The organism is Herbidospora sakaeratensis, from assembly GCF_001570525.1.
In the GTDB taxonomy this organism is placed as follows: Bacteria; Actinomycetota; Actinomycetes; order Streptosporangiales; family Streptosporangiaceae; genus Herbidospora; species Herbidospora sakaeratensis.
Genome location: NZ_BBXC01000007.1, coordinates 528,992 through 550,654, shown reverse-complemented (window position 1 = coordinate 550,654; position 21,663 = coordinate 528,992). Strand labels below are relative to the sequence as shown.

At 74.5% G+C, this 21,663-nt stretch carries 21 protein-coding genes; 7 read left to right on the top strand and 14 right to left on the bottom strand.

Features of this window, described 5'->3' with window-relative positions:
• Positions 1 to 5: 5 nt before the first annotated feature.
• From AW271_RS02330 to AW271_RS02310, 5 genes are all read right to left on the bottom strand, one after another.
• Entirely contained in the window at positions 6 to 1,796 is a 1,791-nt protein-coding gene (locus AW271_RS02330; protein ID WP_062330968.1) for an ABC transporter permease, read from the bottom strand.
• Positions 1,797 to 1,801: 5 nt separating this feature from the next.
• Positions 1,802 to 2,527 (bottom strand): ABC transporter ATP-binding protein, encoded by a 726-nt coding sequence (locus AW271_RS02325; protein ID WP_062330966.1) that lies wholly within the window; start codon positions 2,525 to 2,527, stop codon positions 1,802 to 1,804.
• Entirely contained in the window at positions 2,524 to 3,045 is a 522-nt protein-coding gene (locus tag AW271_RS02320; RefSeq protein WP_062330963.1) for a PadR family transcriptional regulator, read from the bottom strand. Before AW271_RS02320 ends, AW271_RS02325 begins: the two co-directional genes overlap by 4 nt.
• A 55-nt stretch (positions 3,046 to 3,100) precedes the next feature.
• Entirely contained in the window at positions 3,101 to 3,733 is a 633-nt protein-coding gene (locus tag AW271_RS02315; RefSeq protein WP_062330960.1) for a DUF6766 family protein, read from the bottom strand.
• 79 nt (positions 3,734 to 3,812) lie between these two features.
• Positions 3,813 to 4,175 (bottom strand): hypothetical protein, encoded by a 363-nt coding sequence (locus tag AW271_RS02310; RefSeq protein WP_062330958.1) that lies wholly within the window; start codon positions 4,173 to 4,175, stop codon positions 3,813 to 3,815.
• 57 nt (positions 4,176 to 4,232) lie between these two features.
• Between AW271_RS02310 and AW271_RS02305 the strand changes: the two genes are divergently transcribed.
• From AW271_RS02305 to AW271_RS02290, 4 genes are all read left to right on the top strand, one after another.
• Positions 4,233 to 5,231 (top strand): DNA topoisomerase IB, encoded by a 999-nt coding sequence (locus tag AW271_RS02305; protein ID WP_174553060.1) that lies wholly within the window; start codon positions 4,233 to 4,235, stop codon positions 5,229 to 5,231.
• Positions 5,232 to 5,360: 129 nt separating this feature from the next.
• A complete protein-coding gene (locus tag AW271_RS02300) occupies positions 5,361 to 5,789 on the top strand; it encodes a hypothetical protein (protein ID WP_062330956.1) in 429 nt (142 codons plus the stop codon).
• Positions 5,786 to 7,009, top strand: a complete 1,224-nt coding sequence (locus AW271_RS02295) for an NRAMP family divalent metal transporter (RefSeq protein WP_062330953.1) — start codon at positions 5,786 to 5,788, stop codon at positions 7,007 to 7,009. The genes AW271_RS02300 and AW271_RS02295 overlap by 4 nt, the downstream gene beginning before the upstream one ends.
• Positions 7,006 to 7,794 (top strand): hypothetical protein, encoded by a 789-nt coding sequence (locus AW271_RS02290; protein ID WP_062330950.1) that lies wholly within the window; start codon positions 7,006 to 7,008, stop codon positions 7,792 to 7,794. Before AW271_RS02295 ends, AW271_RS02290 begins: the two co-directional genes overlap by 4 nt.
• On the opposite strand, the gene AW271_RS02285 is transcribed toward AW271_RS02290, so the two are convergent.
• Genes AW271_RS02285 through AW271_RS02265 form a run of 5 tightly spaced genes read right to left on the bottom strand, consistent with a single transcriptional unit; the run spans position 7,763 to position 15,315 of the window.
• Entirely contained in the window at positions 7,763 to 8,782 is a 1,020-nt protein-coding gene (locus AW271_RS02285; RefSeq protein ID WP_062330948.1) for an SDR family oxidoreductase, read from the bottom strand. The genes AW271_RS02290 and AW271_RS02285 overlap by 32 nt on opposite strands.
• Positions 8,779 to 11,682, bottom strand: coding sequence for an FAD-binding and (Fe-S)-binding domain-containing protein (locus AW271_RS02280; RefSeq protein ID WP_062330945.1), 2,904 nt, complete (start codon positions 11,680 to 11,682; stop codon positions 8,779 to 8,781). Before AW271_RS02280 ends, AW271_RS02285 begins: the two co-directional genes overlap by 4 nt.
• Entirely contained in the window at positions 11,679 to 12,761 is a 1,083-nt protein-coding gene (locus AW271_RS02275; RefSeq protein WP_062330942.1) for an enolase C-terminal domain-like protein, read from the bottom strand. Before AW271_RS02275 ends, AW271_RS02280 begins: the two co-directional genes overlap by 4 nt.
• Positions 12,746 to 14,539: a thiamine pyrophosphate-requiring protein gene (locus AW271_RS02270; protein ID WP_062330939.1), complete on the bottom strand. Its 1,794-nt coding sequence runs from the start codon at positions 14,537 to 14,539 to the stop codon at positions 12,746 to 12,748. Before AW271_RS02270 ends, AW271_RS02275 begins: the two co-directional genes overlap by 16 nt.
• Positions 14,540 to 14,595: 56 nt before the next feature.
• Positions 14,596 to 15,315 (bottom strand): SDR family oxidoreductase, encoded by a 720-nt coding sequence (locus AW271_RS02265; RefSeq protein WP_062330936.1) that lies wholly within the window; start codon positions 15,313 to 15,315, stop codon positions 14,596 to 14,598.
• 125 nt (positions 15,316 to 15,440) lie between these two features.
• Between AW271_RS02265 and AW271_RS02260 the strand changes: the two genes are divergently transcribed.
• The 3 genes from AW271_RS02260 to AW271_RS02250 are packed head-to-tail and all read left to right on the top strand — an operon-like array spanning position 15,441 to position 17,707.
• On the top strand, positions 15,441 to 16,304 hold the full coding sequence (locus tag AW271_RS02260; protein WP_062330934.1) for a LysR family transcriptional regulator: 864 nt from the start codon (positions 15,441 to 15,443) through the stop codon (positions 16,302 to 16,304).
• A gap of 27 nt (positions 16,305 to 16,331) precedes the next feature.
• The gene (locus AW271_RS02255; RefSeq protein ID WP_062330931.1) at positions 16,332 to 16,628 is read left to right on the top strand and encodes a DUF8820 family protein; all 297 of its coding nucleotides are present in this window, start codon (positions 16,332 to 16,334) and stop codon (positions 16,626 to 16,628) included.
• Positions 16,628 to 17,707 carry a DUF6745 domain-containing protein gene (locus AW271_RS02250; RefSeq protein WP_062330928.1) on the top strand — a complete coding sequence of 360 codons (1,080 nt, stop codon included), beginning with the start codon at positions 16,628 to 16,630 and terminating at the stop codon, positions 17,705 to 17,707. Before AW271_RS02255 ends, AW271_RS02250 begins: the two co-directional genes overlap by 1 nt.
• Here AW271_RS02250 and AW271_RS02245 read toward each other — a convergent pair.
• From AW271_RS02245 to AW271_RS39375, 4 genes are read right to left on the bottom strand one after another with little or no spacing between them, the layout of a single operon-like run.
• Positions 17,683 to 19,323: a sensor histidine kinase gene (locus AW271_RS02245; protein WP_062330924.1), complete on the bottom strand. Its 1,641-nt coding sequence runs from the start codon at positions 19,321 to 19,323 to the stop codon at positions 17,683 to 17,685. The genes AW271_RS02250 and AW271_RS02245 overlap by 25 nt on opposite strands.
• Positions 19,320 to 19,997, bottom strand: a complete 678-nt coding sequence (locus tag AW271_RS02240) for a response regulator transcription factor (protein WP_062330921.1) — start codon at positions 19,995 to 19,997, stop codon at positions 19,320 to 19,322. The genes AW271_RS02245 and AW271_RS02240 overlap by 4 nt, the downstream gene beginning before the upstream one ends.
• Positions 19,998 to 20,019: 22 nt before the next feature.
• Positions 20,020 to 20,787 carry an ABC transporter permease gene (locus tag AW271_RS02235; RefSeq protein WP_062330918.1) on the bottom strand — a complete coding sequence of 256 codons (768 nt, stop codon included), beginning with the start codon at positions 20,785 to 20,787 and terminating at the stop codon, positions 20,020 to 20,022.
• Entirely contained in the window at positions 20,784 to 21,653 is an 870-nt protein-coding gene (locus AW271_RS39375) for an ABC transporter ATP-binding protein (RefSeq protein ID WP_062330915.1), read from the bottom strand. Before AW271_RS39375 ends, AW271_RS02235 begins: the two co-directional genes overlap by 4 nt.
• Positions 21,654 to 21,663 lie beyond the last annotated feature (10 nt).

Sequence of the window (21,663 nt, the reverse complement as noted above, 5' to 3'; positions counted from 1 at the left end):
CGGTGCTAGGCGGCCTCCGCCCGGAGCGTCTCGGCCACCGGCCGGCGGACCGCGAACCGTGCGGGCACGGCCGCCAGGGCGGCGGTGGCCAGCAGGAGCGCGGGCGGGACCAGCCACACCCACGGGGTGACGGGTTGCGGTGTGTTCTGGTGGCCGAAGAACCACTGCGCGAACAGGCCGAGGGGGATGCCGGCGAGCGCGCCGGGCAGGGCGGGCAGCAGCTGGGCGGTGGCCAGCCCGGCGGTGACCTGCCCCGGGGTGGCCCCGAGGGTGCGGGCGACGGCCATGGTGGCCTGCGACTCCCGCACGGTCGTCCAGGTCGTCGTGAGGGTGTTCACCACCGCGAGGGCGGCCATCGCCCCGGTGACGCCCAGCAGCAGGAGGCGGGAGCGGTCGTCCATGAGGTCGGCGACGGTGACGCCGCCGAAGTCCCAGCCCTGGTCGGGCTGGGCGTCCACCATCAGCAGGACGGTGAGGCCGACGGCCGTGGTCGCCGCGCTCCCGGCGTGCAGCAGCGCGCGGCCGGGGCGGCGGGCGACGAGGCGCAGCCCGAGCAGCAGCGGCACCGGGAGCAGCCCGGCCAGCCTGCTGAGCAGGACCAGGTGGTCGGGGCGGCCGACGGCGGGCGCGAGCGTGGTGACGGCGTCGGTGCGCAGCGCCCGCACCGCCGGGGCGAGGGCGGTCAGGATCGCCACGCCGACGGCGACGACGGTCGTCATCGCGGCGATCGGGCCGCTCGGCCCGGCGTCGGCGGTGAGCAGGCTGCCGCTGGGGTTGACGACGAGCGGCGCGACCAGCCGGGTGAGGGCCAGGCCCGCCGCGTCGGCCAGCAGCGCCAGCGCGAGGTATTCGGTCAGCAGGACGACGGCGATGAGGCCCGGCGTCGCGCCGACCACCTTGAGCAGCCCGGCGCGGCGGGCCTGCCCGGCGGCGCGCCCGGCGGCCAGGGTGCTCAGCCCGGCGACGGCCATGAAGCTGAGCAACCAGCCGCCGACGATCAGGATCGGCTGGCCGTCGCGGAGGTAGACCGCGCCCTGGTGGGCGATGAACGGCCAGGTGAAGGCGTTGAGCCGGACCGCCGGGTCGTGGCTCTCGTGGTAGACCGCCCGGAAGGCCGCGGTGGCCCCTGGGTCGCGCAACCGCAGGTAGACGAGGGAGGCCGCCGGGACGTCCGCCCCGGCCAGCGCCCGGGTGTCGCGTTCGTGCAGCCAGACCAGGCCCGACCGGTCGCTGGGGCCGCCGTCGGGGCCGCCCATCGTGGCCCACGGGTAGACCATGCGCGCGGCGGTCACCGCGACGCCCACCACGGGGAACGACCGGCCGCCGACGGTGACGCGGTCGCCGACGCGCAGGCGCAGCGCGCCGGCGAAGCCCCGTTCGACCACCACGCCGCCGGGGCGCACCCAGGCCCCCGACGTCACCAGCGGCCGGTCGATCGGCCCGGGTTCGGCGTCGGCCCCGAGGACCGCCGCGCGCACCGCGCCGCCGCCGGTGGTGATCTCGGTGAAGAAGGTCCGGTACGTCCGGCTGCGCGCCGCCACCCCCGGCACGTCCTCCAGCGACCTCAGCGCGGCGTCGGCCGCCCGGCTCCGGCCGGGGGCGACCACGACCACGTCGGGCCCGGCGGTGGCGGCCCGGGTCTGGAGGTAGAGCCGCTCGGTGGCCCCGGGCAACGACATGCCGAGGCTGAGCACGGCGGTCGCGACGAGCGTCGACAACACCAGCAGCGCGGCGGGGCCGGGATGGCGGCGCAGGTCGCCCAGCACGAGCCGGACCACGAGCAGAAGGCGTCCCACGGCGGTCAGTCGCCCATCGCGAACAGGTCGCCGAGCCGCCCGGCGGGCCCGCCCAGCCAGGCGTCGTCGACGAAGACGCCGTCGCGCATCGAGATCAGCCGGTCGGCGGTGGCCGCGACCCGGGCGTCGTGGGTGACCAGGACGACGGTCTGCCCCATGGCGCGCAGGTCGGCGAACAGCCGCAGCACCTCGTTGGTGGCCGCGGTGTCGAGGTTGCCGGTGGGCTCGTCGGCCAGCACCACCAGCGGCTCGTTGGCCAGGGCGCGGGCCACGGCGACCCGCTGCCGCTCCCCGCCCGACAACCTCCAGGGTTGCCGGCGGGCCCGATGGGCCAGCCCGACCTGGTCGAGCAGCTGCCCGGCCCGCCGCCGGGCGGCGCGCGGCGAGCCGCCCGCCAGCAGCACCGGCAGCTCCACGTTCTCGGCCGCCGTCAGCTCCTCCACCAGGTGGAAGGACTGGAAGACGAACCCCACCGACCGGCGGCGCAGCCGGGCCAGGGCCCGTTCTCCCGCCGTGTCGACGCGCTGCCCGGCCAGCCACACCTGGCCGGAGGTGGGCCGTTCGAGGCCGCCCAGCAGGTGGAGCAGGGTCGACTTCCCGCAGCCGCTCGGCCCGGTCACGGCGAGCAGCTGCCCGGCCGGCACGTCGAGGTCGACGCCGTCGACGGCGCGGACCAGGCCGTGCTTGTGGCCGTGCCGTTTGGTCAGGTCGCGGACCTGCAGCACGTTCACGCCTCCGCCCTCCTCGACCAGACCCGTTCGCACGCCTCCAGCCAGCGCAGGTCGGCCTCCAGGCGCAGCGCGACGCCTTCGAGCAGCAGGCCGCCGGTGGAGCCCTCGGGTTCGGCCAGCACCGCCCGCTGCGCCTCGGCCAGCCGCCGGAGCAGCTCGCGGCGCTGGACGTCGACGAGCTCGACCGGGTCGGCCAGCCGCGACGCGCTCGCGGCGGCCAGTTTGAGGTGGAACTCCACCAGGTCGGGCTTGGGCCGGTTCACCTCGGCCAGCCACGCGGTCACCCGCTCGTGGCCGGCGTCGGTGAGGGCGTACACCTTGCGGTCGGGCCGGTCGGGCGACCCGGCCGACCGTTCGTGCACGACCAGGCCGGCCTTCTCCAGCCGGGCCAGCGTCACGTAGACCTGGCCCGCGTTCATCGACCCGCCGAGCGGGCCCAGGGCGCGCCGCAGCCGCAGGCCGAGGTCGTAGCCGTGTGACGGCTCCTTGGCGAGCATCGCCAGTATCGCGTCCTGCATGCACCACCCCTAACGGCTAGGCAATGAATAGCGGTCAGGTGATGGCAGCGTCAACTCAGACGTCCGTGCCGGTCTCCCCGTGGGGCGCGCCGACGGGCTTGGACTCGGGCGACTCCCGCTGGCGCAGGTAGATCGACAGGGCGACCATCGAGAGCACCGCCAGGAACTCCGACTGCCAGTTCTGCAGCGTGCGGTCCCAGAAGTCCGGCGAGGCCACGTACTCCGGCCAGGTCACCGGGTCCTGCAACCGGGACAGCTGTTCGCGGTTGTAGGCGGCGGTGCCGGCGACCGACTGGGCGTACCAGGAGAGCACGAAGGCCGCGCCCATCACCAGGCCGAGCGAGTTGGCGAACAGCATGGTCCGCAGGCCCCCGGTCTTGGCCCATTCCGGGCTGCCCGGCCGCACCTGGTCGCCCGTCCCGTCGGACTTCGACTCCGGGGAGCCGCGCTGGACCAGCCAGACGGTGACCATGATGAACAGCAGGAACTGGAGGTACTCCGACTGCCAGTTCTCCGCGACGTCGACCGCGAAGTCGGCCGAGGTGACGTAGGCGCCCCACGAGACGGGGTCGCCGCCGGAGCCGAGCTGGTCGTCGTTGTAGGCCCCGAGGCCCGCGATCGACTGACCGGCCAGCGCGAGCACGAAGATGACCAGGAAGAACAGGCTGAGCCCGTTGCGGCGGATCATCGGCGCAGGAACCCGACGAGCAGGAAACAGGCCAGACCGACCACGATGATCGCGACGGTCACGGCGAACATGGCGCGCATCAGCCGGACACCTCGCAGTCGTAGGGCCGCTCGCCGTCGGGGCGGCACCCCGCCCCGCGCACCCGCCAGCCACCGGGGCCCCGGTGCAGGAACACGGTGTCCCGCGCGAGGCGCACCTGGGCCTCCGACCCCCACACGGCGACCTCCTCGGCCGGGCCGCCGCGCAGGCCGGCGTCCAGGATGCTGGTCGCGCACGGCTCGGGCAGGCTCGCGGCGGCCGCGTCGGTGAGCAGCGCGCAGGCCGCCGCCCCCTGCCCGGCGGCCACGGCGGCGAAAAAGCGCCCCGCGGCCTCCTCGACGTCGGGCCCGGCCCCGGCGGCGCAGGCGCTGACCGGCAGCGCGATCATCACGTATTTCAGCACGTCAACGGATGTTCCCCCGGTCCGTTAGGGCGACACGACGACGGGCACGGAGGCAGGGTGCCCGAACTGCGTCCGAGCGACCCCGCCGAACCCGGCATCACCCGCCGCCGTCGCGGGCGGTCCTTCTCCTACGCCTACGCCGACGGCCGCCCCGTGAAGGACCTGCGCGCCCTGCGCCGGATCAGGGCGCTGGCGCTGCCCCCCGCCTGGCGGGACGTGTGGATCTGCCGCGACCCCGACGGCCACATCCAGGCCGTGGGCACCGACGCGGCCGGCCGCCGCCAGTACCGCTACCACGACGCCTGGCGGGAGGAGCAGGACCGGGCCAAGTTCGAGCGGGTCGGCAAGCTGGCCGAACGGCTGCCCGCCTTCCGCGAGCGGGTCCGGGCCGACCTCGGCGAGAAGGGCCTGACCCGGGAGCGGGTGCTGGCCGCCGCCGCCCGGATGCTCGACATCGGCCTGTTCCGGGTCGGCGGGGAGGCGTACGAGTCCTTCGGCCTGGCCACCCTGCGCCTGGAGCACGTGACGTGCTCGCGGGGCCGGGTCTCCTGCGCCTATCCGGCCAAGGGCGGGGTGCCGCGCGAGATCGAGATCACCGACCCCGACGTCTGCGCGGTCGTCACCGCTCTGCGCGAGGGGCGCGACGAGGGCGAACTGCTCCAATATCAGCGCGACGGCGACTGGGTCGACGTCAAGAGCGACGACATCAACGACTACCTGCGCGACCGCTTCGGCGCCGAGGTCAGCGCCAAGGACTTCCGCACCTGGCACGCCACCGTGTACGCCGCCGTCGGCCTGGCCGTCTCCAAGCGGGTGCGCAGCCGGACCGGCCGCCGCCGGGCGATCACCCGGGTCATGAAGGAGGTGGCCGGGCACCTGGGCAACACCCCGGCCGTGGCCCGCGCCTCCTACGTCGACCCCCGCGTGGTCACCGCGTACGAACGCGGGAAGACCATCGACCGCGCGCTGGCCGACCTGGGCGACGGCGACGGCCCGGCCACCCACGGCGCGGCCGAGCGCGCGGTGATCGCGCTGCTCCGACGTACCAAGGGGTGAACGTTCGGCCTGCTCCGGCGGGGGCAGTGGCCGAGCCGTGACCGACGAGGGACTGGTGTTGCTGGCCGCGTGGGGCCAGTTCGTGGTGCTGCTGGGCCTGCTGGCCTACTTCCTGCTGCGGACGCGGCCGTGAGACGGCTCCTGCTGATCGTGCCGCTGCTCCTGGCGGGCTGCGCCTCCCCCGCGTGGAACGACGCCGACTACGGCAAGAAGGCCGGCGCGACGGCCGAGGCCGCCGCCTCCTCGGTGGCGCTGGTGCGGCTCGCGGTCGAGCACGAGGCGCGGCTGACCCGCCCCTACCTGCAGACCCTCCTCACCGAGACCGCCACCGCGCTCGGCAGCGTGGACTCCCAGTTCGGCGCGGTGCAGCCGCCGTCGGAGCAGGCCGTGGAAGTCCGGGCGGAGATCACGGAGCTGACCTCGGAGGCCGCCGAGCAGGTGCAGGTGCTTCTCGACGAGGTGCGGCTCCGGGAGATCGCCGAACCGGAGAAGGCGGCGGCCGACCTGGCCGCGCTGGCCGACCGGTTGCGGGCCTTCGCCGAGAGGCATCCGTCGTGAAGCGGTTCTTCGCCGTCACCCTCGGCATCCTGACCGCGATCGGCGGGTTCGTCGACATCGGCGACCTGGTCGCCAACGCGCTGGTCGGCTCCCGGTTCGGAATGTCGCTGGCCTGGGTGGTCGTGGTCGGCGTGGTCGGCATCTGCCTGTTCGCCGAGATGGCCGGGCGGGTGGCGGCGGTGTCGGGGCGGCCCGTCTTCGATCTCGTCCGGGAACGCCTCGGCCCCCGCGCGGGCCTGCTCAACCTGGCCGCGTCCTTCGGCATCAACCTGCTCACCCTGGCCGCCGAGATCGGCGGCGCGGCCCTGGCGCTGGAGCTGGCCACCGGGATCGACTACCTGTTGTGGGTGCCCGCCGTCGGCCTGGTGGCCTGGCTGGTGATGTGGCGGGTCAGGTTCGAGACGATGGAGCGGGTCTTCGGCCTGGCCGGGCTCGCCCTGATCGTCTTCCTGGTGGCCTTCTTCGCCCTGGGCCCCGACTACGGGGAGCTGGGGCACCAGCTGACGCACAATCCGTCCGACGACGGGGCGGCGACCTACTGGTTCTACGCCGTCGCCCTGCTGGGCGCGGCGATGACGCCGTACGAGGTGTTCTTCTTCTCCTCCGGCGGCGTCGAGGAACGCTGGACCCGGCGCGACCTGGGCGTCATGCGGGCCAACGTGTTCGTCGGCTTCCCGCTGGGCGGCCTGTTGTCGATCGCCATCGCCGCCTGCGCGGCCACCGTCTTCCTGCCGCGGATGATCGAGGTCGACACGCTCGGCCAGATGGTGCTGCCGGCCGGGCTCGCCTTCGGCCAGATCGGGCTGGCCCTGGTGATCTTCGGGGTGTTCGCCGCGACGTTCGGCGCGACCCTGGAGACGGCGTTGTCGTCGGGCTACTCGATCAGCCAGTACTTCGGCTGGCAGTGGGGCAAGTACGTGCGCCCCCGGGAGGCGGCCCGGTTCCACGCGACGCTGCTGGTCTCGACGATCGTCGCGGTGGCGCTGATCCTGACGACGATCGACCCGATCAAGGTCACCGAGTATTCGCTGGTCTTCTCGGCGGCGGCGCTGCCGCTGACGTACCTGCCGGTGCTGATGATCGCCAACGACCCCGACTACATGGGCGACCGGGTCAACGGCCGCCTCTCCAACACCCTGGGGACCCTCTACATGATCCTGCTCATGGTGGTCGCGGTGGCGGCCGTCCCGCTGATGCTGGCCACCAAGGCGGGCCAGTGACCGGCCGCGTCCTGCACGCCCATCTCCACCTGTTCGACCGGCAGGTGGTCAGGGCCGACGGCCGCCTGCTCTGCAAGGTCGACGACCTGGAGACGGAGCCGGGCGAGGCGCCGTACGTGACCGCGATCCTGGCCGGGCCGCTGGCGCTCGGCCCGCGCGTCGGCGGCGTGGCCGGCCGGCTGATGACCGGGACCACCCGCCTGTTCCGGCCGGAGGAGGACCCGGCCCCGCGCCGCATCCCGATGGCCCTGGTCGGCGAGATCGGCAGCGCGCTGACGGTGGGCGGGGACGTGCCGGAGGCGTCGCTGGAACGCTGGGTCCGGGAGCATCTGATCGACCCGCTGCCCGGCAGCGGCGGCGCCGACCCGGGGCTGCGCGAGCCCCGTCCGGTCCGGCGGCCAGAGGTCCCGGCCCGCGACCGGCTCAGCTCGCTGGTCGGCCGCCGGGTCGTCGACCGCGACGGCGCGCCCGTCGGCCAGGTGGCCGACGTCCAGCTCACCCAGGACGGCCCGCTCCTCGGGGAGACCACGCAGGCGCTGCGGCTGAGCGGCCTGGTCGTGGTCCCCCGGCACACCGGCCAGCTGTTCGGCTACGAGCGCGGCCCGGGCGGCAACAGCCCGGCGCTGGTCAGAGCGGTGATCCGGCGCCTCCACCGGGGCAGCCGGTTCGTCTCGTGGGAGCAGGTCGCCGACCCCGGCGACCCGATCAGGCTGACCGAGCCGCGCGCGGCCCTGCTCCCGCTGGCCGAGCTGTTCACGCGGGGTGACGCGAGCGCCTCCGGATGACGACGGCCGCCGCGCCCGCGACCGCGCCGAGGGCGGCGACCACGACGTGGTGCCGGCTGGCCCACGCCTGCGGGCTGACCGCCGCCGCCCGGTCGTCGAACACGCCGTGCGCGCCGTAGTCGCGGCCGTGCGGGCCGTCGGCGGGCGCCCACAGGTTGGCCGGCTGACGGCGCGACCTCGGCCGGTCGGTCTGCTGGGAGTCGAAGCCGGTCCTGGCCAGGTAGCGGTCGAGCAGCCCCGGCGCGACCGCGTTGGCCAGCAGCGTCGCCACCGTGCTCGCGCCGACCCAGTACTCGCGGCGCTCCGGATGGTCGGCGGCGTGCAGCACGGCCCGCGCGGCGACCTCGGGCTGGTAGATCGGCGGCACCGGCTGGGCCTGGCGGGGCAGTCGCGACAACACCCACGAGAACTGCGGCGTGTTGACGGCCGGCAGCTGGACCATGGTCACGTGCACCCCGCTGTGCCCGTGCAGCAGCTCGCAGCGCAGCGCCTCGTTGAAGCCCTGGATGGCGTGCTTGGCCCCGCAGTAGGCGCTCTGCAGCGGGATGCCCCGATAGGCCAGCGCCGAGCCCACCTGGACGACGGTCCCCCGATCGCGCGGCCGCATCCGGTTCAGCGCGGCCATCGTGCCGTGGACGTAACCGAGGTAGGTGACCTCGGTGACGCGGCGGTACTCGTCCGGCCGGATGTCGGCGAACGGGGCGAAGACCGAGGTGAAGGCGACGTTGACCCACACGTCGATCGGCCCGAGCTCGGCCTCGGCCCGCCCGGCGGCGGCGTCCACCTGCGCGAAGTCCGACACGTCGACCGGGATCTCCAGCGGCGTGCCGCCGCCGCGCCGCACGTCCCCGGCGGCCGCCCCCAGGCCCCGGACGCCCCGCGCGAGCAGGGCCACCTTCGCCCGGCGCGCCCCGAACGCCTCGGCCACGGCACGGCCGACGCCGCCGCTCGCGCCGGTGACGACCACGACCTGTTCCCCGGGTTTCATCGCCCCTCCTGACGCAGCCCGACGGCGAGCAGCTGAGCGAGGTGCACGCCCTCCCGGCCGCCGCTGTCGAGCTGGTGGATCTGGGTCCGGCAGCTGAACCCGTCGGCGAGCACGGCGGTCTCCCGCCCGGCCGCCCGCAGGCGGGGCAGCAGCACGCGTTCGGCGCACGCCTCGCTCACCTCCAGGTGGCCGCGTTCGAAGCCGAAGTTCCCGGCCAGCCCGCAGCAGCCCGAGTCGAGGCGCTCGGCCCGCACCCCGGCGGCGTCCAGCAGTTCCGCGTCGGCGTCGAACCCCAGCACGGCGTGCTGGTGGCAGTGGACCTGGGCCAGCGCGTCGACGCCGAGGCGCGGCGGCCGGTAGCCGGGGCTGTGCCGGGTGAGCAGTTCGGCGAGGGTGACCGTCTGGTTCCGCAACCGCCGCACGTCCTGGTCGGCCGGGAAGAGCTCTTCGGCGTCGCCGCGGAACACGGCCGTGCAGCTGGGTTCCAGCCCGAGGACCAGGCCGCCGTCGCGCACGTGCCCGGCGAGCCGCGCCACGGTCCGGCCGAGCACCCGCTTGGCGGTGTCGACCTGGCCGGTGGAGATCCACGTCAGCCCGCAGCACACCGGACCGGGCGGCAGCACGACCCGCCAGCCCGCCTCCTCCAGGACCGCGACGGCGGCCCGCCCGACCTCCGGGTGGAACCGGTTGGTGAAGGTGTCGGGCCACAGCAGCACGGTCCCGCGTTCGCCGGTCCCCCGCGCGCCCCTGCGGGTGAACCAGTGCTGGAGGCTCTCGCCGCCGAACGCCGGGAGCTCCCGGTCGGCGAGCCCCGCGACCGTCCTGGCCAGGCCCCGCAGGCGGTTCGCCACCGGCCCGAGCCGGAGCCCGCCGACGATCCCGGCGATCACCGGCAACCAGCCCAGCGCCAGGTCGGACCGGGGCCGCCGCCACTGGCGGCCCTCGTAGTGGTGGGACAGGAACTCCGCCTTGTACGTCGCCATGTCCACGTTCGCCGGGCAGTCGCTCTTGCAGCCCTTGCACGCCAGGCAGAGGTCGAGGGCGTCCTTGACCTCCGGCGAGCGCCACCCCCGGTGGAGGGTCTCGTCGCCGTGCCCGTTCAGCATCTCGAACAGCAGCCGGGCGCGGCCCCGGGTGGAGTGCTCCTCCTCCCCCGTGACCTGGTACGACGGGCACATCACCTGGCCGCCGTCGGTGCTGTGCTGACGGCACCGGCCGACCCCGACGCAGCGGTTGACCGCCTGGCCGAACGAGCCGCCGTCGTGCGGATAGGCGAACCGCAGGCCGCCCGGCTCGGCCGGGGCCCAGTGCGGGCCCAGCCGCAGATGGGCGTCGAGCGGGTCGGGCGCGACCACCTTGCCGGGGTTCATGCGGTCGTCCGGGTCGAAGATCGCCTTGAGCCGCCCGAACGCGGCGACGATCTCGGGGCCGAACATCCGGGGCAGCAGTTCGCCCCGGCTCTGGCCGTCGCCGTGCTCGCCGGAGAACGACCCGCCCAGTTCGGCGACGAGGTCGGCGGCCCGCTCCATGAACCGGCGGTAGGCCGCGACGCCGTCGGCGGTGTAGAGGTCGAAGGGGATGCGGGTGTGCACGCAGCCCTGCCCGAAGTGGCCGTAGAGCGCCGGGCCGGTGTCGCTCTCGTAGCCGAACTCCCGGTAGAGGTCGCGCAGGCGGCGCAGGTACTCGCCGAGCCGGTCGGGCGGCACGGCGGAGTCCTCCCAGCCCTCGAACGTGTCGGGCCGGTCGGCGACGTGCGCGGTCGCGCCCAGGCCCGCCTCCCGGACGTGCCAGAGCTCGTCCTCGCGGACGGGGTCGCCGAGGAACCGGACGTCGGCGCGGTGCCCGTCGTCGAGCAGGCCCTGGGCGCGCGACCGCGCCTCCTCGGCGGTCTCGCCGCCGAACTGGACCATCAGGAAGGCCCGGCCTGCCGGAAGCTCGCCGAGCGCGTCGGGGTTGAGGCGCTTGAGCTGCTCGTCGCGGACCAGCTTGTGGTCGACGCCCTCCAGCGCGATCGGGTCGTGCGGCAGGATCGCGGGCACCGCGTCGGCCGCGGCGGCGATGTCGGGGTAGCCGAGCACGACCAGGGCGCGTTCGGGCAGCACCGGCACCAGTTCCAGTTCCGCGCGCAACACGGTGACCAGGGTCGACTCGCTGCCGACGAGCAGCCCGGCGACGTCGAAGCCGTGCTCGGGCAGCAGGGAGTCGAGGTTGTAGCCGGACACCCGGCGGGGGATGTCGGGGTAGCGCCGGCGGATCTCGTCGGCGTGGTCGTCGCGCAGGGCGCGCAACCGCCGGTAGACCGCCGCCCGGGGGTCCCCCCGGCGTTCGACGGCGGCGTACTCCTCGTCGGTGGTCTCGCCGCACCAGAAGCGGGTGCCGTCGTAGAGGAGCACCTCCAGGCGGGCGACGTTGTCGACGACCTTGCCGGTGCGCTGCGCGGTCGCGCCGCACGAGTTGTTGCCGATCATGCCGCCGAGGGTGCAGTTCATGTGGGTGGCGGGCTCGGGGCCGAACCGCAGGCCGTGGCGTTCGAGCCGCCGGTTCAGGTCGTCCAGGACGATGCCCGGCTGGACGACGCAGGTGCGGCCCTCGGCGTCCACCGATTCGAGCGTGGTGCAGTACTTCGACCAGTCGATCACCACGGCGGTGTTGGCGCACTGCCCGGCGAGGCTCGTGCCGCCGCCCCGCGACAACACGGGCGCGCCGAAGTCGCGGGCGACGGCGACCGCCTCGGCCCCGGCGTCCGGGGTGCGGGGCACCACCACGCCCAGAGGCACCTGGCGGAAGTTGGACGCGTCGGTGGAGTAGGCGGCGCGGCTGCCCGCGTCGAACCTGACCTCGCCGTCGACCCGGTCGCGCAGGGCCGCTTCGAGGGCGGGCGGGGCGTCGATGATCGTCATGGGTCTCCTCCGAGTTCGACCGCGTAGCGCCGGGCGACGTCCTCCCGGACGGACATGCCGTGGCCGGACACCGTCACCGGCGGGGTGACGACACCGTCCGCGGGTTCCAGGCACCCGTCGAAGAGCAGGTTCTCGACGCGTTCGTGGTCGGCGAACCATTCGAGGTGCCGGAGGTTCTGGGTGGCCGCGCCCGCGTGCGCCGAGAGGGAGTTCGCGCAGTGCGCCGACACGTCCCGGTTGGCGGCGGCGGCCAGCGCGGCGGCGCGGGCGAACTCGGTGTAGCCGCCGCAGCGGGTCACGTCGACCTGCAGGCAGTCGACGACCTCGGTCATGCGGGCGAAGTAGGGCAGGTCGTAGCCGTACTCCCCGGCCGCGACGTCGGCCCGGCTGACCGCGCGCACGGCGGCGAGACCGGCGAGGTCGTCGCTGGAGACCGGTTCCTCGAACCAGGTCACGTCCCAGTCGGCGAGCCGTCCGGCGACGCGGCGGGCCTCGCCGACGGTGTAGGCGCCGTTGGCGTCCACGTACACCTCCGCCGCCGCGCCGACGGCGGCGCGGGTGAGCGCCACCCGGTCGAGGTCGGCGCCGATCTTGATCTTCAGCCGGGGGGTGCGGCGCACCGACGCCTCGGCCCAGGCGCGCAGGCTCTCGTCGTCCATCGAGGTGAAGCCGCCGCTGGCGTAGACGGGCACGGACGCGCGCACCCGGCCGAGCAGGCGGCACAGCGGCAGCCCGCACGTCCGCGCCGCCGCGTCCCACAGGGCGATGTCGACCGCCGACATCGCGCACGACACCAGCCCGGGGCGCCCCAGGTTCCGCACGGCGTGCCGCATGGCCGCCCACCGGGCCGGCACGTCGAGCACCGGCTTCCCGGTCACCGCCCCGGCCAGCACGCCTTCCACCAGCGGCACGCAGCCCGCGTCGGCGTAGGTCCAGCCGAGCCCCGTCTCCCCGGCCGCCTCGACGCGGACCACGACGACGGTGGTGGCGTCCCAGCCGAGGGTGCCGTCGGTCTCCGGTTCGCCGGTGGGCACCCGGTAGGCCCGCGCCGTGACCCGGTCGATCAGGTGTGCGGCCACCGCAGGAACTCCTGTGCCTTGGTCTTCACCCCTTGCGCCATCAGGTGGAACGCGCTGGGGTCGCCCTTGACGACGGCCTCGCCGACCGACGTGACCTGGTCGAAGGTCGCGTGCGGCGGGATCGGCGGCACCTCCGGGTCGCAGTGCACGTCGAGCACCGCCGGCACGCCCGCCGCGAACGCCCGGTCCCAGGCCGGGCCCAGCGCCTCGGGCTCGGTGACGGTGACGCCCTCCAGGCCGAGGGAACGGGCGAACCCGGCGTAGTCGACGTCGGGGAGGCTCTGCGACGCCTCGAACTTCGGCGCGCCGCCCATGGCGCGCATTTCCCAGGTCACCTGGTTGAGGTCGTTGTTGTGGAAGACGCAGACGACCAGGCGCGGGTCGCGCCACAGGTGGTGGTAGCGGGCGATGGTGATCAGTTCGGCCAGGCCGTTCATCTGCATGGCCCCGTCGCCCACCAGGGCGACCACGGGACGGCCCGGATGGGCGAACTTCGCGCCGATCGCGTAGGGCACGCCGGGGCCCATCGTGGCCAGGGTGCCCGAGAGCGAGCCCCGCATGCCCTCGCGCATGCGCAGGTTGCGGGCGTACCAGTTGGTGGACGAGCCCGAGTCGGCCGTCACGATCGCGTCGCCGGGAATGCGCCGGGACAACTCCGAGACGATCAGCATCGGGTTGACCGGCTTGGCCGTCACCTCGGCCTCACGCTCCATGACGTCCCACCAGTCGGCCACGTTCCGCTCGATGGTCTCCCGCCACTCGCTGCCGACCTTGGGCCGGATCATCGGGAGCAGCGCCGTGAGCGTGGCGGCGGCGTCGCCGATCAGATTGACCTCGGTGGGGTAGCGCATGCCGATGAAGCGGCCGTCGACGTCGATCTGCACGGCTCTGGCCTGCCCGAACTCCGGCAGGAACTGGGTGTACGGAAAGTTGGAGCCCACGATCAGCAGGGTGTCGCAGTCGCGCATCATCTCGTAGCTGGCCCGGGTGCCGAGCAGCCCGATCGACCCCGTCACGTAGGGCAGGTCGTCGGGCAGCACGTCCTTGCCCAGCAGCGCCTTGGCCACCCCCGCGCCGGTGAGGTCGGCGAGCCGCCGCACCTCCTCGGCCGCGCCCCGGGCCCCCTGCCCGACCAGGACGGCGAGCTTCTCCCCCGCGTTGATCACGTCGGCGGCGCGCGCGAGGTCGGGCTCAGCGGCCACCGACCGCGCCCAGACCGTGCCGGGCGGGCTGGAGGGCACCATCTTGAACGCGTGCTCCGGCGGGGCGTACCTCTCCTCCTGGAGGTCCGAGGGGATGATCACCGCCGTCGGGGCGCGGGACGCCTCGGCGGTCCTGATCGCGCGGTCGAGCGCGTTCGGCAGCTGCTCGGCCACGTTGACCTCGACGAGGTACTCCGAGGCGACGTCCTTGAACAACGCCTGGAGGTCGACCTCCTGCTGGTAGCTGCCGCCCATCGCGCTGCGGGCGGTCTGGCCGACGATCGCCACGACCGGCACGTGGTCGAGCTTGGCGTCGTAGAGGCCGTTCAGCAGGTGGATCGCCCCCGGGCCCGAGGTGGCCATGCACACCCCGAACCGGCCGCTGAACTTGGCGTAGCCGACGGCCGCGAAGGCGGCCATCTCCTCGTGCCGGCTCTGCACGAACCGGGGCACGTCGTCCGCCCGGCCCAGGGCCGCCAGGATGCCGTTGATCCCGTCGCCCGGATAGGCGAACACCTGCTGCACGCCCCATTCCTGCAGGCGTCGTACCACGTAGTCACCGACGGTCTGGGTCATGAGCCCGGCCGTACCCACCCGATTTGTGGTCACACGCCCCTTTTGCCGGATTTGGGCTAGACGAGCACGTGCCCGCCGTCCACGGTCAGCACGGTCCCACTGGCGAACGGCTCGGTCATCAGGAACACGTACGCCCGCGCGACGTCCTCGACCTCGCCCACCCGGCCCACCGGGATCACGGCCCCGGCCTCGGCGTACATGCGCTCGCGGGCCTCCTCCCCCATCCCGGCCCACAGGGGCGAGCGCACGAACCCGGGAGCCACCGCGTTGACCCTGATCGGCGCGAGCTCGACGGCCAGCGCCCGGGTCAGCGACTCGATCGCCCCGCAGATGCTCGCCGCGACCGACCAGCCCGGCCCCGGCCGGTCCTTGGCGGTCCCGGTCGTGAGCGTGATCGACCCGTCGGCCCGCAGGTGGGGCAGGACGGCGCGCACCGCGCCCAGCGCGCCGAAGTAGCGCACGGCGAAGAAGTCGCGGGCCGCGTCGAGGTCGAGGCCGTCGACCGGCATGAGCGCCAGCGGCTCCCCGGCGGTGTAGACGAGGTGGTCGATCGGCCCCGCCTCGGCGAGGACCGCCGCCACCGCCGCCGCGTCGGTGAGGTCGGCGACCCGGCCCACCGCGCCCTCCGGCAGCAACGCGAGGGCGTGGTCGACCCCGGCCCGGCGGCGGGAGGCGACCGTCACGACGGCCCCCTGCCGCGCCGCCGCCCGCGCCGTGGCCAGCCCGATCCCCGAGGTGCCGCCGAGCACGACGACCCTTTTGCCGTGAAGATCCATGTTCTCTGCTCCTGTACGAAAAGTGCGCCGACCCCTTCACGATGGCTCCGCCGCCAGGCCGCCGTCCAAGACCTCGTTCGTCGCCTGCAATACCCTGAGGGCATCACGACCGGGAGGAGGCGCTGGTGGACGTCGACCTGCGGAAGCTGCGCTACTTCGTGGCGGTGGCCGAGCGGCTGCACTTCGGCCGCGCCGCCGAGGCCCTGCACATCGCCCAGCCGGTGTTGTCGCGCCAGATCCGGGCGCTGGAGGAGGAGCTGCGGGCCCAGCTCTTCGTCCGCACCAAACGCGCCACCGAGCTCACCCCGGCGGGCGAGCAGTTGCTGGCCGACGCCCGCCCGCTGCTGGCCTCGGCCGAGGGGCTGCGCCGCCGCGTCGCCCGCGCGGCCCGGGGCGGTGAGGTGTTCACGGTCGGGTTCATGCCCGGCCTGATCGTCACCTCGGCGGTGCGGGCCTTCGGCGAGCGCCATCCGGGGCTGACGGTGGAGGTGGTCCGCACGACCTGGGACGACCAGACCGCCACCATCCACGACGGCCGGGTCGACGTCGGCTACGTCCGCCTGCCGATCGACCGGCGCGGCTTGCGCGTGCTCCCGTTGTGGAGCGAGCCGCGCGTCGTCGTGCTGCCCGCCGGCCACCCCCTGGCGGGCAAGGACGCCGTCGGCATCGCCGACCTGGCCGGCGAGTGCCTCCTGCAGAACCCCGACGCCGTCCCCGAGTGGCGCGCGGTCGCGACGCGGCGCGACCCCGAGGTGCGGTTCCGCGCCGTGGAGGAGAAGCTCGAACACGTCGCAGCAGGTCACGGCGTCGTCATCCTGCCGCTGTCGGCGGCGGCCTTCTACACCCGCCCCGACGTCGGCCACGTCGCGGTGGGCGACATCCCGCCGAACGAGGTGTGCCTGGCCTGGAGCGGCAGCCGCCGCAGCCCGCTGATCGCCGGCTTCGCCGCCGTCGCCCGGGAAATGTCGGTGGCCGTCGATAGTTTCTGATCAACCCCCGAACACGGAAGGTTGGTCATGTACCGACAGGGTGACATCCTGATCATGCCGGTCCCCGAGGCGTCGGTGCCTCCCGGTCTCGTCTCCGAGCCGCGTGACCACAAGGGCCGCATCGTGCTCGCCCTGGGCGAGGCCACCGGCCACGCCCACGCGCTCCACGGCCCCGGCACCCTCTACCCCGGCTACCTCCACCTGCCCGAGGGCGGCCGGCTGGTGCACGAGGAGCACGCCGCGATCCCGCTGCCCAAGGGCTGGTTCCGGATCGTCCGTCAGCGTGAATACGTGCCGGGTTCGTTCCGGGTGGTGGCCGACTGATGAGCGTCGAGACCACCATGACCTGGGCCGACGTCGCCTTCATGACCGGCCCCGGCGACCGCGCCGAGGCCGAGGCGGGCGTCCGCGAGGCCTACGCCGCCGCCGGGCTGGCCGCCCCCTCGGTGATCCTGTGGGCCGGGTCGCCGGTCGTCGCCGCCGCGGCGGCCGCCATCCACCACGGCGGCGAGGCCGCCGTCGACGCGCTGAACAAGGCCGGCCTGGGCTCGCTCATCCTGTCGGCCGCGCCGCTGCTGGCCCAGCCGCTCGGCCATTCCGTCCGCGAGGAGGTGCGCACCCAGCCCTGGGAGTGGGCCCGCGCCGACGTGCTGCGCGAGACCGGCGGGGCCGGGTGGGCGCGGGTGTGGGAGTCGACCGGCGGGTTGTTGTGGCCGAGGGTGAACACGGTCGTCCAGGAGATCCGCCGCGGCCTGTCGGTGCTCGGCGGCGAAGGGGCCGGCGACCTGCTGCGCCAGGCCGCGCTCGACGCCGTGCTCGGCCAGCACGACGCCGCCTGGTTGTCGGCCTTCGCCGACGCCCCCGGCCTGGCCGGGCTGACCCGGGTGTCCCGCCACGCGGGCTGGTGGTTCCCCTATGCGAACGCGGCCATCGTCTGCGAGCGCCCGGCCGAGCTCCACCTCGACGAGGCGGGCCGCCTCCACCGCTCCGACGGCCCGGCGCTGGTCTTCCCCGACGGGTTCGCGCTGGAGTCGTGGCACGGCATGCCGGTGCCCGAGGGCTTCGTCGCGTCAATGGCCGACCTGACCCCCGAGCGCATCCGCGACGAGGAGAACGCCGAGTTGCGCCGGGTCATGCTCGAACACTTCGGCTTCGACCGCTACCTGTCCGAATCGGGCGCGACCCCGCTCCACCGCGACGAGACCGGCATCCTGTGGCGCATCAGCCTGCCCGACGACGAAGACGTGGTGACGGTCGAGGTGGTCAACTCGACCGCCGAGCCCGACGGCACCTTCCGCACCTACTTCCTGCGGGTGCCGCCGTGGGTCCAGCGGGCCCGCCAGGGTGTGGCGTGGACGTTCGGGGTGAACGAGGAGAACTACTTCCCCGAAAAGGAGACCTGACCGGGCATCGCCAGGGTGAAGGCGGCCCCCCGGCCTGGTGCGGTGCGGAGGTCGAGGCGGCCTCCGTGGGCTTCGGCCAGGGAGCGGGCGATGGCCAGGCCGAGGCCCGCGCCGCCGGGGCCCGATCTGCTGCGGGAGGCGTCGGCGCGGGAGAAGCGGTCGAAGACCCGGGCGGCCTCCTCCGGGGTGAGGCCAGGGCCGTGGTCCTCGATCACGAGCACCGCCTCGCCGTCTCGGGTGCCGACCCCGATGCGCACGGGGCTGCCGCCGGGGGTGTGCTCGACCACGTTGCCGACCAGGTTCGTGACGATCTGGCGCAACCGGGCCTCGTCGCCGATCACCGGGGCCGAGCCGGGCGGCCCGCCGTCGGGGCCGGTCAGGTCGACCGGCCGGTCGGGGGCGAGGGCGCGCAGGTCGAGGCGGACGTCGGCGGCCAGGGTGCGCAGGTCCATCGGGGCCAGCTCCAGCGGCAGGGCGGCGCCGCCCTCGTCGAGGCGGGCGAGCAGCAGCAGGTCCTCCACGAGCCGGCCCAGCCGCCCGGCCTCGCTCTCGATCCTGGCCATCGCGGGGGCGACCTCGGTCAGCCCGCCCATGCGGTAGAGCTCGGAGAACCCCTTGATGCCGACGAGCGGGGTGCGCAGCTCGTGCCCGACGTCGGCGACGAACCGCCGCAGCCGGGCCTCCGACTCGGTCCGCGCGGCGAAGGCCCGCTCGACCTGCCCGAGCATGCCGTTGAGCGCGGCCGACAGCCGCCCGACCTCGGTGTCGGGAGCCGCGTCGGGCACCCTCCGCGCGAGATCCCCGGAGGCGATGGCGGCGGCGGTCTCCTCGATGGCCCGCAGCGGCCGCAACCCGGCCCTGATGGCGAACCACCCCGCGAGCGTGAGCAGCGCCAGCAACCCCAGTCCGGAGACGACGTAGACGACGCGCACCCGCCCGACCGTGGCCTGCACGGCGTCGAGCGAGGCCGCCACGACCACGAAGGTGCCGGTCCCCTGACGCGGCACCACGAGCACCCGCCAGTCGGCCCCGCCTGCGGAATCCCGCGCCTCGAAGGGCTGGTGGTCCCGAACAGCCCACTCGGCACCCCCGCCCGGCGCGAGAGCGCCCAGCGTGGGAGCGGTCGGCGTGGGAGCGGTCGGCGTGGGAGCGGTCGGCGTGGGAACGCCCGGCTTAGGAGCGGCCGTCTTGGGAGCGGCCGTCTCGGGAGCGGCCGTCTCCGGGCCGCGCGCGTCATCACTGCGGGCGGTCGGCGCGCGACTGTCCGTTCCGGGGTCGGCGCTCACGTCGGCTGGTAGTTCGGGGCCGCCCGGGCCCGGTGGGAGGCGGACCTCCGAGATCGGCTTGCCGTCGGGGCCGAGTTCCGCGATGTACAGGCGGTTGATCAGGTCGAGGTTGGTGCTCAGCGCGTTGCCGGCCGCGCGGTCGGCCGGAGTGCGGGAGGTGAGGACGGGCGGGATGGCCGAGATGATGCCGCCGAACACGCGGAGCTGGGTGTCGACGCGGTCGACCAGGCCCGAGCGGAGCAGGCCGACGACGATGGAGCCGCTCAGCAGGAGGCCGGCCGCCAGCAGCGCGCAGGTGATCAGGAGGAGGCGTCCGCGCAGGGAGGTCATCGGGGCTCGCGCAGGACGTAGCCGACGCCGTGGACGGTGTGGATGAGCCGGGGGCCGCCGGTCTCCAGTTTGCGGCGCAGGTAGCTGACGTAGGTGTCGACGATGCTGGTGTCGCCGGCGAAGTCGTACTGCCAGACGTCCTCGATGATCGAGGTCTTCGACACCACCCGGCCCGCGTGCTCGGCCAGGTAGCTGAGCAGGCGGAACTCGGTGGGCGACAGGCGGACCGTCACCCCGGCCCGGCGCACGTGGCAGCCCTCGACGTCGACCTCCAGGTCGCCGACGACCACGGCGTGCGCGTGCGGGACGCCGGTGCGGCGCAGGATCGCGCGGATGCGGGCCAGCAGTTCCGGCAGGTCGAACGGCTTGGTGACGTAGTCGTCGCCGCCCAGGGTGAGGCCGGTGACCTTGTCGGCCGGGGAGTCGCGGGCGGTCAGGAACAACACCGGCACCGGCGGCCGGGCCAGGTCGCGCAGCCGGCGGACGACCTGGAAGCCGTCGAGGTCGGGCAGCATCACGTCGAGCAGGATCAGGTCGGGCCGGGAGAGCCGGACCGCCTCGACGGCCTCGGCCCCCGTGGCGGCCGAGGCGACCTCGAACCCGGCGAAGCGCAGGGTCGCCGACAGCAGTTCCCGTACCGTCGGCTCGTCGTCGACGACCAGCAGCCGCTCCATCACGCCCCTTTCGTCCCCCACATCATGCGTCCCGCCGCCGGAAGACCGCGTACGCGGCGGCCAGCAGGATCACGGCCCAGGCGCAGGTCACGGCGAGGCCGGCCGCCGGGCCCGGCAGGTCGGGGTCGGCGTCGAGGCTGAGCAGCCGCAGCCCGGCCGTGATCGGCCAGTAGCTGAGGATCAGCCAGGCCAGCCACTCGGGGTAGAGCGAGGCCATCGCCGGGACGAACACCCCCATCACGATCGTGACGACCAGCGCCCCGGAGGTGCTGCGCACCAGGCAGCCGACGGCCAGGCCGATCAGGCCGAGCAGGGTCAGCAGCAGCCCCGGCCCGGCCAGCACCCGGAGCATGCCGGGCTCGGAGAGCGTGTTGACGGGCACCTGCCGCGAGGTCAGCACGGCCCGGTTGACGAAGACCACGACGAGCCCGGTCACCGTCCCGGCCGCGAGCGTCAGCCCGGCGCAGACGATCGCCTTGGCGGCCAGCACCCGGCCCCGGCGGGGCACCGTGGTCAGGGTCAGCGCCATCGTCCGGGTGAGGTGCTCGACGGTGAAGGCGCGCAGGCCGAAGTAGCCGACGGCGATCTGCACGAAGATCAGCGGCCGGAAGTCGGGCGAGGGCCGGTAGGCGGCCTGCTCGGCGGCGGTCATCCGGGCGTGTTCGGCGGCGCCGGCGTAGCCGAACAGCAGCGCGAACAGCGCGCCGAGCGCGATGACCGCCGCCAGGGTGTACCAGCTCGACCGGGTGGTCAGCGTCTTGGCCCATTCGGAGCGGATGGCGGCGATCATCGGGTCAGCTCCATGAACGCCTCTTCCAGCGACGCGCGGCGGGGCGTCAGTTCGTACAGGACCACTCCCTCGGCGGCGGCGAGCTCGCCGACGCGCCTCGGCGCCAGCCCCCGCACCACGAGCTCGTCGCCGTCGGGCTCGACCCCCGAGGCGCCGTGGGCGACGAGGGCCCGCGCGAACCGGCGGGCCTCCGGGGTGCGCACCAGCACCCCGTCGGGCCGGGCGAGGGCCTCGACGGTGGTGTCGGCGATCAGCCGCCCGCGCGCCACCACGATCAGCCGGTCGGCGGTCACCGCCGTCTCGGCCATCAGGTGGCTGGAGACCAGGACGGTCCGCCCTTCGGCGGCCAGGTCGCGGAGCAGGGTGCGGATCCAGACGATGCCCTCGGGGTCGAGCCCGTTGACCGGCTCGTCGAGGATCAGCACGCCGGGGTCGCCGAGCAGCGCGGCGGCCAGCCCGAGGCGCTGCTTCATGCCGAGCGAGAAGCCGCCCGCGTGCCGGTGCGCCACCGCCGTCAGCCCGACCAGGTCGAGCACCTCGTCGATCCGCCGCCGCCCGAGCCGGTTGCTCACCGCGAGGCAGCGCAGGTGGTCGCGGGCCGACCGGCGGGGGTGCACGGCCGCCGCGTCCAGCAGCGCCCCGACCGCCCGCATCGGCTCGGGCAGGTCGGCGAGGCGCGCGCCGAGGATCCGGGCGCTCCCCGCGTGCGGGGCGTCGAGCCCGAGGATCAGCCGCATCGTGGTCGTCTTGCCGGCCCCGTTGGGGCCGAGGAACCCGGTCACCGCGCCGGGTTTCACGTCGAACGTCAGGTCGTCGACGGCGACGACGTCGCCGTGGCGTCTGCTCAGCCGGGTCACTTCGATCATGCGGCCGAGC

Coding starts and splice junctions, on each gene's coding strand:
- AW271_RS02320 (WP_062330963.1), bottom strand. CDS start 3,045: ATGCAGGACGCGATACTGGCGATGCTCGCCAAGGAGCCGTCACACGGC.
- AW271_RS02315 (WP_062330960.1), bottom strand. CDS start 3,733: ATGATCCGCCGCAACGGGCTCAGCCTGTTCTTCCTGGTCATCTTCGTG.
- AW271_RS02285 (WP_062330948.1), bottom strand. CDS start 8,782: ATGAAACCCGGGGAACAGGTCGTGGTCGTCACCGGCGCGAGCGGCGGC.
- AW271_RS02280 (WP_062330945.1), bottom strand. CDS start 11,682: ATGACGATCATCGACGCCCCGCCCGCCCTCGAAGCGGCCCTGCGCGAC.
- AW271_RS02270 (WP_062330939.1), bottom strand. CDS start 14,539: ATGACCCAGACCGTCGGTGACTACGTGGTACGACGCCTGCAGGAATGG.
- AW271_RS02265 (WP_062330936.1), bottom strand. CDS start 15,315: ATGGATCTTCACGGCAAAAGGGTCGTCGTGCTCGGCGGCACCTCGGGG.
- AW271_RS02255 (WP_062330931.1), top strand. CDS start 16,332: ATGTACCGACAGGGTGACATCCTGATCATGCCGGTCCCCGAGGCGTCG.
- AW271_RS02250 (WP_062330928.1), top strand. CDS start 16,628: ATGAGCGTCGAGACCACCATGACCTGGGCCGACGTCGCCTTCATGACC.
- AW271_RS02245 (WP_062330924.1), bottom strand. CDS start 19,323: ATGACCTCCCTGCGCGGACGCCTCCTCCTGATCACCTGCGCGCTGCTG.
- AW271_RS02240 (WP_062330921.1), bottom strand. CDS start 19,997: ATGGAGCGGCTGCTGGTCGTCGACGACGAGCCGACGGTACGGGAACTG.
- AW271_RS02235 (WP_062330918.1), bottom strand. CDS start 20,787: ATGATCGCCGCCATCCGCTCCGAATGGGCCAAGACGCTGACCACCCGG.
- AW271_RS39375 (WP_062330915.1), bottom strand. CDS start 21,653: ATGATCGAAGTGACCCGGCTGAGCAGACGCCACGGCGACGTCGTCGCC.